Annotated in this window: 11 protein-coding genes; 3 read left to right on the forward strand and 8 right to left on the reverse strand. The window is 76.2% G+C overall.

All coding sequences use genetic code 11. The features are described from left to right. Positions 1-69: 69 nt before the first annotated feature. A complete protein-coding gene (locus ETD96_RS12310) occupies positions 70-1,257 on the forward strand; it encodes a zinc-dependent alcohol dehydrogenase (RefSeq protein ID WP_138636449.1) in 1,188 nt (395 codons plus the stop codon). A 140-nt stretch (positions 1,258-1,397) separates the two neighbouring features. Beyond that, complete coding sequence (locus ETD96_RS12315; protein WP_138636450.1) at positions 1,398-1,784, forward strand: nuclear transport factor 2 family protein; 387 nt, start codon at positions 1,398-1,400, stop codon at positions 1,782-1,784. A 28-nt stretch (positions 1,785-1,812) separates the two neighbouring features. On the opposite strand, the gene ETD96_RS12320 is transcribed toward ETD96_RS12315, so the two are convergent. From ETD96_RS12320 to ETD96_RS12355, 8 genes are all read right to left on the reverse strand, one after another. After that, the gene (locus ETD96_RS12320; protein WP_138636451.1) at positions 1,813-2,688 is read right to left on the reverse strand and encodes a hypothetical protein; all 876 of its coding nucleotides are present in this window, start codon (positions 2,686-2,688) and stop codon (positions 1,813-1,815) included. Further along, positions 2,685-3,854: a cytochrome P450 gene (locus tag ETD96_RS12325; RefSeq protein ID WP_138636452.1), complete on the reverse strand. Its 1,170-nt coding sequence runs from the start codon at positions 3,852-3,854 to the stop codon at positions 2,685-2,687. Before ETD96_RS12325 ends, ETD96_RS12320 begins: the two co-directional genes overlap by 4 nt. A 9-nt stretch (positions 3,855-3,863) precedes the next feature. Beyond that, entirely contained in the window at positions 3,864-5,066 is a 1,203-nt protein-coding gene (locus ETD96_RS12330) for a PucR family transcriptional regulator (protein WP_138636453.1), read from the reverse strand. Positions 5,067-5,079: 13 nt separating this feature from the next. Then, entirely contained in the window at positions 5,080-6,129 is a 1,050-nt protein-coding gene (locus tag ETD96_RS12335) for a polyprenyl synthetase family protein (RefSeq protein WP_138636454.1), read from the reverse strand. Between the two features lie 64 nt (positions 6,130-6,193). After that, positions 6,194-8,851, reverse strand: a complete 2,658-nt coding sequence (locus ETD96_RS12340) for a PEP/pyruvate-binding domain-containing protein (protein WP_138636455.1) — start codon at positions 8,849-8,851, stop codon at positions 6,194-6,196. Between the two features lie 2 nt (positions 8,852-8,853). Next, positions 8,854-9,477, reverse strand: coding sequence for a methyltransferase family protein (locus tag ETD96_RS12345; RefSeq protein ID WP_171068993.1), 624 nt, complete (start codon positions 9,475-9,477; stop codon positions 8,854-8,856). A 17-nt stretch (positions 9,478-9,494) separates the two neighbouring features. Next, positions 9,495-10,292 (reverse strand): AfsA-related hotdog domain-containing protein, encoded by a 798-nt coding sequence (locus ETD96_RS12350; RefSeq protein WP_171068994.1) that lies wholly within the window; start codon positions 10,290-10,292, stop codon positions 9,495-9,497. 519 nt (positions 10,293-10,811) lie between these two features. Continuing rightward, a complete protein-coding gene (locus ETD96_RS12355; protein ID WP_138636458.1) occupies positions 10,812-12,908 on the reverse strand; it encodes a catalase in 2,097 nt (698 codons plus the stop codon). 272 nt (positions 12,909-13,180) lie between these two features. Between ETD96_RS12355 and ETD96_RS12360 the strand changes: the two genes are divergently transcribed. Then, complete coding sequence (locus ETD96_RS12360; RefSeq protein WP_240807554.1) at positions 13,181-14,464, forward strand: PucR family transcriptional regulator; 1,284 nt, start codon at positions 13,181-13,183, stop codon at positions 14,462-14,464. Positions 14,465-14,504 lie beyond the last annotated feature (40 nt).

Genomic DNA, 14,504 nt, shown 5'->3' on the forward strand with positions numbered 1-14,504 from the left:
GACGTTTCGGCCCGCCCGTCGGGGTAGGGCGGCCAGGGAGACGGGGCCACCGCCGCTGAGGAGGACCAGATGAAGGCCGTCACCTGGCACGGCAAGCGCGACGTCCGCGTCGAGAGCGTGCCCGACCCGGAGCTCAAGGAACCCGACGACGCGATCATCCGGGTGACCTCGTCCGGCATCTGCGGGTCGGACCTGCACCTGTACGAGGTGCTCGGGCCGTTCCTCACCGAGGGCGACATCCTCGGCCACGAGCCGATGGGCGTCGTCGAGGAGACCGGGCCGGACGTGGCGCACATCAAGCCGGGCGACCGCGTGGTGATCCCGTTCAACATCTCGTGCGGGCGCTGCCACATGTGCGGGATGCAGCTGTACGCGCAGTGCGAGACGACGCAGGTGCGCGAGCACGGCATGGGCGCGGCGCTGTTCGGCTACACCCGGCTGTACGGGCAGGTCCCGGGCGGGCAGGCCGAGTACCTGCGGGTGCCGCAGGCGCACTTCGGGCCGATCAAGGTGCCGGACGGCCCGCCGGACGAGCGGTTCGTCTACCTGTCGGACGTGCTGCCGACCGCGCGGCAGGCCGTCGAGTGGGCCGCGATCCCCGAGGGCGGGTCGGTGACCGTGCTCGGCCTCGGCCCGATCGGGCAGATGGCCGCCCGGATCGCCCGGCACCGCGGGCACCGCGTGATCGCGGTGGACCTCGTGCCGGAGCGGCTGGAGATGGCGCGCCGGCACGGCATCGAGGTGATCGACTCCGACGCCGCCGACGACGTGCCGGACGCGGTGCGCCAGCTCACCGGGGGCCGCGGCACCGACTCGGTGATCGAGGCCGTCGGGATGGAGGCGCACGGCTCGCCGGGCGCGAAGCTGGCGCAGACCCTCACCGGGCTGCTGCCGGGCAACTCCGCCGCGCCGCTGATGTCGCGCGTCGGGGTGGACCGGCTCGCCGCGCTGACCACCGCGATCGAGATCGTCCGCCGGGGCGGGACGATCTCCGTCATCGGCGTGTACGGCGGCATGACCGACCCGCTGCCGATGCTGCGGATGTTCGACAAGGGCGTCGGGCTGCGGATGGGCCAGGCGCACGTCAAGCGGTGGATCGACGAGCTGCTGCCGCTGGTGTCCGACGACGCCGACCCGCTCGGCGTGATGGACCTCGCCACGCACCGCTGGCCGCTGGAGAAGGCGCCGCGGGCGTACGAGATGTTCCAGAAGAAGCAGGACGGCGCGATCAAGGTGCTGCTGCAGCCCGGCGCGTGACGCGTCCCGCCGGAACGGTCCCGGTCGGGTGATCACGGCCGGGTGATCGCGAGCGGGTGATCGCGGACGGGGTCCGCGCGGCCTAGGCTTTCGGCACGCCCCCGGGGCGTGCCGATCACCCGAGCCTGGAGGTGGGCCCGATGCACCCGTTCCGCGCGGCCGTTGAGAAGGGCGACCTCGACGCCCTCCCGGCGCTGCTGGCCGAGGACGTCACGTTCCTCAGCCCGGTGGCGTTCGCGCCGTACGAGGGGCGGGCCGCCGTCACCGCGATCCTGCGCGCGGTGACCCGGGTGTTCACCGATTTCCGCTACGTCCGGGAGATCGGCGGCGGCCGCGACCACGCGCTCATGTTCAAGGCGCGGGTGGGCGACCGGGAGGTGCACGGCTGCGACTTCCTGCACCACGACGACGCCGGGCTCATCGACGAGTTCTGCGTGATGGTGCGCCCGCTGTCGGGGGCCCGCGCCCTGTCGGACGCGATGGCGGTGGAGTTCGCGAACGTCCGGCGGGAGATGGGCCTGGCCTGACGCGGCCCGCCCCTGAGACGGCTCCGCCTCACCGGGCGAGTCCGAGGACGGTCCAGCTCGCGAACGCCGACAGCGTGTACAGGGCGGGCGCGGGCCACCGGGTGCGCCCGCGCGCGAAGGAGGCGGAGGCGAGCACCGGGACGGCGAGCGGCACGAACGCGGCAGCCGTCCACGGCCCCGTCTGCGCGGAGAGGGCGAGCAGTACCGCCGACACTGCCGGCGTGGCCAGAACGCACGCCACCGCGCCGCCGAGGCTGAGCGTCGCCGTGTAGGTCCGCTCCCCCGACCGCGGCGCGCGGGTGGTCTTCCCGGCCAGTTCCGCATACCCGGCCGCGAGCACCGCGACGGGCACTGCGGTCAATGCGGATGCGTCCGCACCGTGCCCGGCCGCGTCCAGGTACCCCGCGTACAGGTAAAGGTGCAGCAGGACGGGCACGGGCAGGCTCACCAGCAGCCCGGCGAACAGCCCGTCCGGGCGGGGCCGCCCCCACCGGAGGTGGACGCCGAGCACCGCAGCGGCGTAGCCGAGCTGAACAGCCAGAATGCCGGCCCGCCACGGCCACGCCGCGTGCGACGCGACGAGTACGACGGCGCCCGCTCCGTACAGGACGCCCAGGTCGCGGACGCGCACCGCGCCCGCCGGCAGCGGGCGGCCGGGATGGAAGCGCCGGTCGTAATCGACATCGCGGATGTCGTCGAGGGCCCGCATGAGGAGCAGGTCGGCGAACAGCGCCGCCGCCGCGACCGCCGTCCCGGCGCCGGGCCGCCACCCCCGGCCCGAGGGGTCGAGCGCGGCGAACAGCCCCGTGACGCCGCTCGCCCACAGCGCGGCGAGCACCGCGGACGGCAGCGGCGGGTAGGCGCCCCGGACGAACCGCCCGACCCGGACGCCCCACCCCCTCATCTGCTTCCGCGCGACCAGGTGACCGGGAGCTGCCAGACCCCGCGCACGAACATGCGGTCGCGCCACGCCAGGTCGGCCGGGTCGACGGCCAGTGAGAGGTCGTCGAACCGGCGCAGGATCGCGGCGAGGCCGGTCTGGAGCTCGGCACGGGCGTGGTGGACGCCGAGGCAGCGGTGCCTGCCGTGCCCGAACCCCAGGTGCGGGTTCGGGGAGCGGGCCGGGTCGAAGGCGCCGGCGGCGGGGAAGGCCGCCGGGTCGCGGTTGGCGGCGTCGGTGAGCGGGACGACGACGTCGCCCGGCGCCAGCGGCGTCCCCGCCAGCTCGGCGGCGGCGGTGACGACGTGCGGCCGGCCGCCGGTGCCGGCGAGCCAGGTCCAGCGCACGTACTCCTCGGCCGCGGCCGGGATCAGCGCCGGGTCGGCGCGCAGCCGGGCGGCGAGCCGCGGCCGCGCCGCGAGGTCGAGGACGCAGAGCGCCAGGAGGTTCGCGGTGCTCTCGCCGCCCGCCATCAGCAGCCCGGCCCCGAACACGGCGGTCTCCTCGTCCGACAGGTCGGAGCCGTGCACGAGGGCGGTCAGCAGGTCGTCGCCGGGGAACGGCCGGCGGGCGGCGACCTGCTCGGCGAAGTAGCCGCGCATGCCCTCATGCGCCGCCGCCACCTCGGCGTCCGGGTGGTGCCCGGCCGACATCATCGCGCTCGCCCAGGGCAGCAACAGGCCGAGGTCGGCGGTGGGGACGCCGAGCATGCCGCAGACGACCGCGTACGGGAACGGCGTCGCGAACCGGGCGAGCAGGTCGGCGGGCGGCCCGCCCGCCGCCATGCCCTCCAGGAGGCGGTCGGCGACGGCGACCATGCGGGGCCGGTCCGCCTCGGCGCGGCGGGCCGTGAACCACGCCCGGACGGCCCGGCGCCGCCGGGTGTGCGCCGGCGGATCGCTCGCTGCCAGCGCCAGCGACGCCGGGGTCCGCGCGAACAGGGTGCCGCCCCGCCACGCCTCCCGGCTGAACCGGTCGTCGGACAGCACCGTCCGGACGTCGGCGTGCCGGGTGGCGAGCAGCGCGTCCCGGCCCGCCACCACGGCAGGGACCAGCGGGCGCGCGTGCAGGCGCCGCAGGTGCCCGGCGTCCAGCGGGACGCCCGGGCGGTGCGGCAGGGGGAAGTCCATCGGTCTCCTTCAGGCGCTCAGCGGCGGGGGCAGCGAGGTCTCCTCGGCGCGGCGGCCCTCGCGCTCCAGCCGGCTCAGCCGCGCCGAGGTGAGGGCGGCGCGGAACAGCTGGATGCCGCGCGCCGAGCTCGGGTCGACGCCGGACAGGTCGCGGATGCGGTCCAGCCGGTAGTGCAGGGTGCGGCGGTGGATCCACAGCTCCCGGGCGGCGCGCTCCCGGTCGAGGTTGCAGGCGAGCAGCACCTCCAGCGTCCGCCGCAGGTCGGTGCCCGCGTCGAGCGGCTTCAGCACGGCGGCGAGCCGGCCGCGGATCGCGGGCTGGTCCAGGATCGCCAGCTCGACCAGCAGCTCGTCCGCCCGGTAGGGGCGGTCCTCGCCGTCCGGGATGGCCTTGACGGCGGTGAGCACCCGGGACGCCTCCTCCAGCGCGTCCGGGATGCCGGCGAGGCCGCGCCGCTGCGCCTGCGCGGCGTGCACCGGGCCGCGGGTCCAGGAGACGAGGGACGCGGTGAACTCGGCGGCCCGGCTCTCTGCGCACAGCTGGTCGGCGGCCGGGAGCAGCACGATGAGGCCGGACAGGTCGCCGGAGTACAGCACGCCGTCCCAGCCGTCCAGCCGCTCGCTCGCCCGCTCCCAGCACGCGTCCGAGGCGGGGGCCTCGCACAGCAGCACCAGGTAGCCGGGCGCGAGCCGGACCCCGGCAGCCTCGGCGATGACGCCGGCGGGCGCGCCGTCGATCAGGGTCTCGGCGAGCAGCCGGCGCAGCGGCCGCGACGCGCCGCCCGCGCGGGGCGCCTCCGCGTAGCCCTGGATGCACGCCTCCCGCGCGCCGATGGCGAGCCGCGCCGCGTGCGCGGTCAGCTCGGCCATCTCGGCGAAGTGGCCGGGCGGCGCGACCGTCCAGCAGGTGCGGGCGGCGGCGGCGAGCGCGAGGTCCCACACCTCCGACAGCACCGGCAGCGGGATCGCCTGCCGGGCGGCGAGGACGCCGAGGTCGCGGAACCGGCCGAGGTCGTCGGCGGGCAGCGGCTCGCCGGTGAGGACGAGCCCGATGAGGCGGGTGCAGGTCTGCCCGCGGCCGCCGAACATCGGGCCGGCCGCGCGCCGGATCGGCAGGTAGGCGGGGTGGCCGTGCAGGGCCTCGCCGACCGCGGCGGCGACCCGCGGGCCGGTGGAGAGGAGGATGTCGGAGAGTCCGCCGGGAGCGGTCATCGGCGTCTGCTCCCTAGGCCGCGGCCAGCCGGAACCTGGGCAGGTGGCCGACGGTCGCGTCGACCAGCCCGTGCAGCTCCCGCAGGCAGCCCGGTTCGCCGCCGAGCCGGTCGAGCAGGCCGTGCGCCCGCTCGATCAGCGGCGCCACGGACGCCGCGTAGCCGTCGATGACCTCCTCGTCCAGCATCCGGGCGGCCAGCTCGGCGCGCGCGGCCGCGCACCGGCGGGCCGCGGCGTGCAGTTCGAGCGCCTCGCGGCGCCGCCCGGCGGGCAGTTCGCGCAGCAGGTGGACGAGCAGGTAGGTGGCGGTGCCGTTGGCGAGGTCCTCGTGTCGCCCGGACGCGAGGTCGCGCTGGTCGTTGACGAGCTGGCGCAGCACGCCGAGCGACCGCCCGAACGCGCGCCAGCCCGCGACCCGGCCGCGGTCCGCGCCGGCCAGGCAGGCGGCGGCCGCGGCGGCCATCCCGTACGGCGCGCCCGTCTTGCCCTCGTAGCCGCGCAGCACCGACGCGGGCGTGGCGACCGCCGGGCGCTCGGTGAGGTCGCGGAGCTGGCCGTCCACGGCGTCCAGCCAGCAGCGCGACAGCTCCTCCCCCAGCGCGGCGCGGGTCGCGGCGGGCACCGGCAGCCCGGCGAGGAGCCGGGCGGGCAGGTGGCCGCCGACGGCGAACGCGGTGAGCGCCCGCTTGCCGGCGGCGACCCGGTCGGGCACGCCGGCCGGGCCGGGCGCGTCGGTCAGGTCGTCGAGGTGGCGGGCGGACGCCCACCAGAGCAGGTGGACCACCGCGATCGGCGCCGCCGGGCCCGGCTCGCCGGTCTCCGCGCCGTGCGCCAGCAGCGGCAGCGTGACCATGCCGTGCAGGCCGGGCCGCGAGCCCTTCGCGCGGACGAGGTCGAAGAACTCCAGGAGGAACTCCGACATGGCGCCGCCGACCATCTCCCGGCCGTCGTCCAGGCCCATCGCCAGGCCCTCGGCGAGCAGCTCGCACAGCCGCGCGATCTCCACCTCGACCTCGGCGATCGCCCGCTCCTGGGCGGCCTTGCCGAACACTCCTTCGTCCACGTGCCAACTCCTCTGGTGCTGCGGGGTGTGTGCGGGCCGCGCCGGGGGCCTCCGGCGCGGCCCGTCATCGGCGGGCGCGCCCGTCCAGGACCCGGACCGTGCCGGCGCGCCCGTCCAGCTCGATCCAGGCGCCGTCCGGGATGCGGGCGACGGCGCCGCCGACCGCGACCGCGGCGGGCACGCCGAGCAGCCGTCCCGTGACGGCGGTGTGCGAGAGCAGGGTGCCGCGCTCGACGACCAGGCCGGACGCGGCGATCATGAGGGGAAGCCAGCCCGGGTCGGTCTCCCGGGCGATGAGGATCCGGCCGGCGCAGCCCGCGGGCGGGACGCCGGGGTCGAGGACGACCTTGGCGCGGCCGCGGACGGTCCCGCCGCCGGAGCCGAGCCCGCGCAGCACGTCGCCGTCCCGGCTCTCGGCCTTCCCGACCGGGCGGGCGCGGGCGAGGGCCGCCGCCACGGGCGCCGCCGCCGGGACCGACAGCAGCGGGGGCGGGGGCGGCGCGTCGCGGTGCCGGCCGCGTTCGGCGCGCCGCACCGCCGCGAGGCCGCGCAGGACGTCCGGGCCGGCGCCGGGCAGGGTGCCGTCGAACGCGCCGAGGACCTCCGCAGCGGTGAGGTCGAGGACGTCCACGGGGTCGTCGAGCGCCCCGGCCTCGGCGAGGTCGGCGCCGAGCCGCCACAGGATCGCGCGGGACAGCCCGAACAGCTGCGTCCGGCAGAACCTGGTGTCCTCCCGGGTCCGGACCAGCGACCGCAGCAGGGCGAGCAGGGCGCCGAGGACGGCGCGGCGCGCCGGGTCGCGGCAGGCCGCCCGCAGCCGCCGCCGGGCCTCGGCCGCCGCGCGCGCCTCGTCGGCGCGGCTGCCCTCGACGGTCGCGCCCCGCCGGACGAGCGGCGCGAGCGTCGCGGCGAGCATCCAGGGCCGCTGCCGGGGCGTGGGCGCGTCGAGCTTGAGGTCGTGCACCGCGCGGTCGCCGTAGCGGCGCAGGTAGGCGCGGGCGGCGGCGGCCACGGGCGAGCCGTGCCGGCCGGCGGCGACGTCGTCCCAGACGGCGCGCATGGCCCGCGCGTCGGCGGGGTCGGCGGCGAGCAGCGCCGCCTTCAGGCCGGGGATCTCCGCGGCGCGTTCGGCGAGGGCGATGGCGGCGCGGGCGGCGGCGAGCGAGCGGTTCTCGCGGCCGCCGCACAGCAGGCCGGGCAGCAGTTCGGGCCCGGCGTCCGCCCAGCGGCGCAGCAGCGCGGTCGTCGCGCGCAGGACGAGCAGTCCGTAGACGCCGTTGGCGAGGGTGACGCCCCAGCGGGCGGACGCCTCCGCCCACACCCGCCGGTAGAGGGCGATCAGCTCCTCCGGGGACCGCTCGGCGAGCGGCCGGGCGGCCGGGTCGTGGACGTCCGCCATGACGCCGTCCCACCAGCGCAGGAACCGCGCGGTCGCGCGGCGGTGCCCGGCCGCGCGGACGGCGAGCCCCGGCAGCGCGGCGGCGACGCGGACCAGCGACCGGCGGCGCTCGGCGCGGGCCTCGCCGGTGATGCCCATGCCCTCCTCCCAGCCGGCGCGGACCAGGTCGAACACCGGCAGCCGGCCGTGCAGCTCCTGCCAGTCGTCCAGCCGGTAGTAGACGCGCCCGCCGAGGTGCCCGACCATGCGCGGCAGCCGGTGCGCGTCGGCGCGGAGCCGCCGCGCGGGCACGCCCATGCGCCGGTACAGGTCGGTGAAGGCCAGCTCGTAGAACATGCGCGCCTGGGAGTAGGTGAGCGCGCCCGACACGCCCGGGAAGCTCTCGGTGATGTTGTGGTCGCCCCAGTGGACGCGGGGGCCGGTGTCCTCGGGGTTGGCGGCGAGCGGCCGCGCCTGGACGAGGTGGACGGCGCCGTCCGGGGTGAACGTGCCCTCGATGTCCTGCGGGCGGCCGAAGTGCGCTTCCACGCGGGCGGCGAGTCCGGCCACCCGGCGGGCCTCCTCGTCGGTCAGCACGGGGGCGTCCTTGAGCGCCGCAGGCACTTCGCCCACTCTCGGGCCCGTCTCGCCGTCCGGCGGCGGGCCCACCATGCGCCGCTTGGCCACAACCTCGGTACGGACCTCGTCCGTCACCGGATCGACGAAGAAGTGGTCGACGTCGGCCTTCTCCTGGACGACGCCCTCGCCGATCCCGTGCGCGGCGGCGATGACGTGGAGCCGCGCCCCGTCCCGGGGGTCGCGGGTGAACGCGACGAACGAGCGGTCGCCGCGCGCCATGCGCTGGACGCCCACGGCGACCCTGGCGCTCGCGGGGTCGACGCCCCGGAGCGTCCGGTACTGGACCGCCTCGGGCTTGAACGCCGACGCCCAGCAGCGCGCGACCGCCTCCAGCAGCCCGTCCCGGGGGACGTACAGGAAGCTGTCGCTCATCCCGGCGTACGGGTCGCTCTCGGAGTCCTCTCCCCCGCCGCCGCTCCCCGGCACGACGCAGGCGCGGACGGCCGCCGTGCCGCCGGCGCCGATCCGCTCGTCGAACGCCTCCAGCAGGGCGGCGGCGAGGTCGCCGTCCGGGACGGCCTCGGCCAGCGCCGACGCCGCCGAGGCGCACCAGCCGGCGGCGGGCGCGGCCGAGGCCGGCGGGAGGTCCAGGGCGCCGAGCGCCCGGTCGAACTCCCCCGCGGGCAGGCAGAAGAAGTCCGGGACGGGCAGTCCCGCCGCGCGCAGCGCCTCCAGCCGCGCGAACTTGAGCCCGATCTCGCCCATCGTCACCACACTCCCGGCAGCAGGCGGGGCGTCGCGGCGGCGTACCGCGCGTAGTCCGGGACATCGCGGAGCGCCCGTTCCTCGGCCCGGATCCGCCCGGCCACGGCCGCGGCGAGCAGGACGAGCGCCGGAACGGTCACCGGGCCGGGGAAGAAGGCCGTGACGCCGAGGTTGGCGAGCAGCATCCCCGCGTACGCCGGGTGCCGGACGGTCCGGTACGGCCCGCCCGTGACGACCCGGTGGCCGGCCTGCCGCGCCACGTGGTGGGAGTAGAACCGGCCGAGCGCGCGGATCGCGGCCCGCCGCAGCGCCACCCCGGCCGCGAACACCGCGCAGGGCAGGAGCAGCCACGGCGTCCAGCGGTCCCAGGGCGCGGGCCGCAGCGCCGCGCCGGCGACCAGCAGGACGCGGGCCAGCGCGTACGGGAGCAGTGTGCGGGAGTCTGCGGGCGGGGCGGCGGAGCGGCGGAAGGTCACCGGCGCCTCCAGGAGCAGCCAGCCGAGGTAGCCGGCCAGCAGCCCCGCCGCGACCTGCCCGACCGCGCCGCCCCGGCCCGCGTGCAGCGCGATGCCGCAGGCGAGGATGGCGGCGCCCGCCGCGAAAAGCAGGCGCGGCGCGAGCGTCACGAACCTCACGGTGCCGTTCACCGGGCCCGGGTCCGCGCGTACTGCTCCGGGTCGACCGCGTACGCCTCGTAGGTGAGCGACCCCAGGACGGCGCCGGTCGCGGCGTCCGCCAGCGTCGCCGCGCAGCGCGACCGGCGGCCGGCGGGCCGCGCGGTGAGCCAGCGCAGGACGAGCGGGACGTCGCGGCCGACCCGGTACGGGACGTCCGCCCGCAGCGCCACCCACAGCAGCGTCGCGTCCATGGGACGGCCGTGCTCCTCGTGCTCCAGCATCGTGGCGAACTGCCGGCCCGCCTCGACGATCTCCACGGGGCCGCGCGGCGCGGCGGGCGCGCCCGCCGGCTGGAGCACCGCCGACTCGACCACGGCCCGCCCGCGCCGCACCGGTTCGCCGACCAGGACGTTCTCGGCGCGCTGCCGGTGCACGAGCCCGGCGTCCGCCCGCCGGGCCGGCGCCGGGGCGGGCCCGGTGCCCGGCGCCGCCGGGTTCGCGTCCGTGAACGCGATGGAGCCGCCGCACACCTCCCGGCCGGCCTGCCGCGCGGCGACCGTCCAGGCGCGGTTGCGGCCGGGGACGGGGCGGCACGCCAGCGTCGTGCCGCGGTCCAGCTCGCAGAAGCGGGTGAAGTCCAGGCCGGCGACGACGCGTCCCGGCGGCCGCCCGCGCGCCCGGAGCCCGTCGGCGCGGGCCGCCAGCTCCAGCAGGCCGCTGAACAGCAGCATGCCCGGCACGTGGTCGAGCGGATGGTCGAAGTAGAAGGGATCCGACTCGTCGACGACCAGCTCACGGAATCGCTCGATAACGGACGCGGTCATGGGCTCCCCTCCAATTACCCGCCCCTGGGCCTTCGGCTCCGCCTGCCGAAAACGCCGCCTGACGCCGTTCTCGGGAAGGGGCGGATATGCCGACCGGACGGCCGTCATCTTGCTACAGAAATGCGCACGGCTGAACTGCACCCCTGGGCAGTCCGGGCCGCCGCGGGCTGCCCAGTCCGGCAACCCGGCGGCCCCGCGGGGGCGCCGTACACGGCCCTCCCGGGCCGGAAACCGCATGTCAGCGTCCGCTTGCAGGGCGCGCGCCGGCGGCCGGCCGGGCCGACCGCGCACGTCACCCGGCCGCAATGCGGAGCGATAGCGGCGCGTTTCACCGCGCCCGCCGAAGCGTTTTACCGGGCCGGTCGAACAAGATACATTTTCAAAACATCGTTCAAATCGGCACGGATACCGGACGCCCTGTGAGATAGCCCACAAATAATTGGCGGAATGCGGCCATGCGGAAGGCCCGGCCCGGGGGCGGCAGGAGTCCCCCGGGCCGGGCCCGGTCCGTGCGGCGGGTCAGGCGGGCACGTGCGCCTTGGCCCGCGTCCAGTGCCGGTGCGCCGCGACCGCCTCGACCAGCCTGCGCGGGAACTCGGCCGACGCGCCCTCGCCCGTGACGACGCCGGCGTCGCTGACGACGTCGCCGTCGGCGAACCGCACCCCGGTGATCCCGGCGCGCTCCAGCAGCCCGATGCCCGCGTCGAGGGCGCCGACGGCCTTGCAGTGCACGAACGCCTCGGCGACGAAGTGCACGGCGTCGCCGTCCTGCGCCAGGGTCCGCACGCTCTCCTCGCCGCCCGGCACGAACACCGCGTCGTAGAGGACGGACGCGACCGTCGGCATGGCCCGGGTGACCTCGACCTGGCCGCCGTTGGCCGCCTGGACGAAGCCGTCCTCGGCGGCGAGGACGTCGCAGACCGCGCCCGCCTCGGTGAGCGCGTCCCCGACCGCGGTGACGGCGGCCGAGTCGACGCCGTCCGCCGCCAGGATCGCGACCTTGCGGCCCTGGACGGACTCCGCCGGCGAGTTCGCCTGGCTGAGCGCGGGCGAGCTGCGGCCGTGGTTGGCCGTCGCCGGCGCCTCCGGCGGCGCCACGCCGACGCCCTTGGCGACCTGGACGGCGAGGTCGTGGTCGACGTGGTTGAGGTGCGCGACGACGCCCTCCCGGATGTGCTTGTGGTCGCACTTGCCGAGCTCGAAGCGGAACGCCCCGACGATGTGCTCCTTCTCCCAGTCGGCCATGCTGTTCCAGAACAGCGTCGCCTGGGAGTAGTGGTCGGCGAAGCTCTCGCTCCGCTTGCGGATCTTGCGGCCGTCCACCCGCTCCTGGTAGTGGCTGAACGAGCCCGCGCCGCCGACCGCCGGGCACCCGCCCGACAGCGAGTTCTTGTGGTAGCTCGCCTGCCCCTGGTGGAGGTCCATCTGGTGGTAGCCGTCGCGGTGGTGGTTGCGCACCTCGGCGACCGGCCGGTTGACCGGGATCTGCGGGAAGTTCGGCCCGCCGAGCCGGATCAGCTGCGTGTCCAGGTAGGAGAACAGCCGCGCCTGAAGCAGCGGGTCGTTGGTGAAGTCGATGCCGGGCACGACGTTGCCGAGGTGGAAGGCGACCTGCTCGGTCTCGGCGAAGAAGTTGTCGGGGTTGCGGTCCAGCACCAGCGTGCCGACCGGCCGCACCGGCACCTCCTCCTCCGGAATGATCTTGGTCGCGTCGAGCAGGTCGAACCCGAACCGGTGCTCGTCCTCCTCCGGCACCAGCTGGACGCCGAACTCGTACTCGGGGAAGTCGCCGTCGTTGATCCGGTCCCACAGGTCGCGCCGGTTGAAGTCGGGGTCCTTGCCCGCGATCTTCTGCGTCTCGTCCCAGGCGAGCGAGTGGGTGCCGAGCTTCGGCTTCCAGTGGAACTTCACGAACGTCCCGGCTCCCCGCTCGTTCACCAGCCGGAACGTGTGGACGCCGAACCCCTGCATCATCGCGAAGCTGCGCGGGAGCGCCCGGTCCGACATCAGCCACATCATCATGTGCATCGTCTCGGGCTGCAGCTGCACGAAGTCCCAGAGGGTGTCGTGCGCGGACGACGCCTGCGGGATCTCGTTCGGCGGCTCCGGCTTCACCGCGTGCACGAAGTCGGGGAACTTGATGCCGTCCTGGATGAAGAACACCGGCATGTTGTTGCCGACGAGGTCGAAGTTCCCCTGCCGCGTGTAGAACTTCGTCGCGAACCCGCGGACGTCGCGCACGGTGTCGGCCGAGCCGCGCGACCCGGCCACGGTGGAGAACCGCACGAACACCGGCGTCGTCAGCGAGGTGTCGGTGAGGAACTCGGCGGTCGTGTAGTCGGCGAGCGACTCGTGCAGCGTGAAATGGCCGTACGCGCCGGCGCCGCGCGCGTGCACCACCCGCTCGGGAATGCGCTCGTGGTCGAAATGGGTGATCTTCTCGCGCAGCTGGAAGTCCTCCATCAGCGACGGCCCGCGCTCCCCCGCGGAAAGCGAGTTGTCGGTGTCGTCGACCCGGATCCCCTGGTCGGTGGTGAGCGCGGCGCCCTCCGGACTCACCCGCCGGCGGTCCAGCTGCTCCTGTTTCCGGTCCGCCCGGTCGGCGGGATCAGCCATGTTCCAGCTCCCTCAACGGTGAATGGACACGTGGGGGCGGCTACCCCCCGATCCGGGCGGCATGCGCGCTTTGACCGGAACTTGATTTCCGTCCTCCGCACCCCTTCCACGGCGATTCCACGGGCGCTTGTCAACGGGCTGACAAATGCTGTGGCGGACGGTGCGGGCGACTGAGTGTCGCGGACCACGCCGGGTGCCTACGTTGGGACGACCGGGTGGTCTGACCGCCCGGAGAACGACGCTTTCGCGGCGGGTGAGCGGGAGGTGGCGAGGTGACCGCGGCATTCGAGGACGCGCACGCCGGATCACCGGTCCTGGCGGGCCTGACGGAGGAGCCGTGGCGCGACGTCCCGGCGGAGGAGGCGCGCTGGATGCGGCCCCGGCTGCCGGAGCTGCTCGGCGTGATGGTCGCGGGCGTGCTGCGGCACGTCCCCGAGTACGACCGGCCGGGCGACGCGGCCTACTGGCGGGTCGCCGAGGCCGCGGTCGCGCAGGCCATGGAGCACTTCGTGCAGATGATCGCCGACCCGGACACCTCGTGGAAGGAGGTGTACCAGGTCTTCTTCGACGTCGGCTACGGGGAGGCCGTCGAGGGGCGGAGCCTGGAGCACCTGCAGAACGCGATGCGCGTCGGGTCGCGGATCGCCTGGCGGCACCTGGCGGTCGAGGCCGAGCGGCTCGGCCGCCCCCGCACGCTGATCACCCTGCTCGCGGAGGCGAACTTCGCCTACCTGGACGCGCTCGCGTCCGCCGCCGCGCACGGCTACGCGCGGGCCCGGGAGAAGGCGGCCGGGGAGCGCGAGCAGCGCCGCGGCCGGCTGCTGTCCCTGTTGCTGTCGGACCCGCCGGCGCCGCCGGAGGTCGCCCGCGAGCAGTCGGCGCGGGCCGGCTGGCCGCTGCCGCGCCGGCTGGCGGTGATCGTGCTGCGGCCGCGGCCGGGCAGCGGCGGCGAGGGCCCGGCCGGGCTGCCGCCGTCCCTGCTCACCGGGCTCGACCACGGCCGGCCCTGCCTGATCATGCCCGACCCGGACGGGCCGGGCCGGCTCGATGAGCTGGCCGCGACGCTCGCGGGCTGGACCGGCGCGATCGGCCCGTCGGTCCCGGTGGAGGAGGCGGGGACGTCCTTGCTGTGGGCGCGGCGCGCGCTCGACCTCGCCCCGGCCGCGCCCCACCGTCCGGCCGGGGCCGCCGGTTCCGGCGCCCGCGGCGGGCGGGCCCGGCGCGGCGGGGTGCTGGTGCGGGCCGAGGAGCACCTGCCGAGCCTGCTGCTGCGCGAGGGCGGGTCGCTCGCCGCGATCGTGGCGTCCCGGCGGCTGGCCCCGCTGGACGAGGCGGGCCCGCGGCAGGGGCTGCGCCTCGCCGTGACGCTGCTGGAGTGCATGAAGCACGGCTTCAACGCCACCGGCGCCGCCGAGGTGCTGTGCGTGCACCCGCAGACCGTCCGGTACCGGCTGGCTCAGCTCCACGGGATGTTCGGCTTCGACATCGAGGACCCGGAGATCCGGCTGGAGATGATGCTCCTCCTGCACACCTGGATCCAGCGCCGCGGCGGCTGAGCCGGCCCCGGGCGGCCGCCGCCCCCGCCCGCCGCGCTTC

The sequence above is a fragment of the Actinomadura geliboluensis genome, assembly GCF_005889745.1.
Taxonomy (GTDB): domain Bacteria; phylum Actinomycetota; class Actinomycetes; order Streptosporangiales; family Streptosporangiaceae; genus Spirillospora; species Spirillospora geliboluensis.

Coding starts and splice junctions, on each gene's coding strand:
- ETD96_RS12310 (WP_138636449.1), top strand. CDS start 70: ATGAAGGCCGTCACCTGGCACGGCAAGCGCGACGTCCGCGTCGAGAGC.
- ETD96_RS12315 (WP_138636450.1), top strand. CDS start 1,398: ATGCACCCGTTCCGCGCGGCCGTTGAGAAGGGCGACCTCGACGCCCTC.
- ETD96_RS12320 (WP_138636451.1), bottom strand. CDS start 2,688: ATGAGGGGGTGGGGCGTCCGGGTCGGGCGGTTCGTCCGGGGCGCCTAC.
- ETD96_RS12325 (WP_138636452.1), bottom strand. CDS start 3,854: ATGGACTTCCCCCTGCCGCACCGCCCGGGCGTCCCGCTGGACGCCGGG.
- ETD96_RS12330 (WP_138636453.1), bottom strand. CDS start 5,066: ATGACCGCTCCCGGCGGACTCTCCGACATCCTCCTCTCCACCGGCCCG.
- ETD96_RS12340 (WP_138636455.1), bottom strand. CDS start 8,851: ATGGGCGAGATCGGGCTCAAGTTCGCGCGGCTGGAGGCGCTGCGCGCG.
- ETD96_RS12350 (WP_171068994.1), bottom strand. CDS start 10,292: ATGACCGCGTCCGTTATCGAGCGATTCCGTGAGCTGGTCGTCGACGAG.
- ETD96_RS12355 (WP_138636458.1), bottom strand. CDS start 12,908: ATGGCTGATCCCGCCGACCGGGCGGACCGGAAACAGGAGCAGCTGGAC.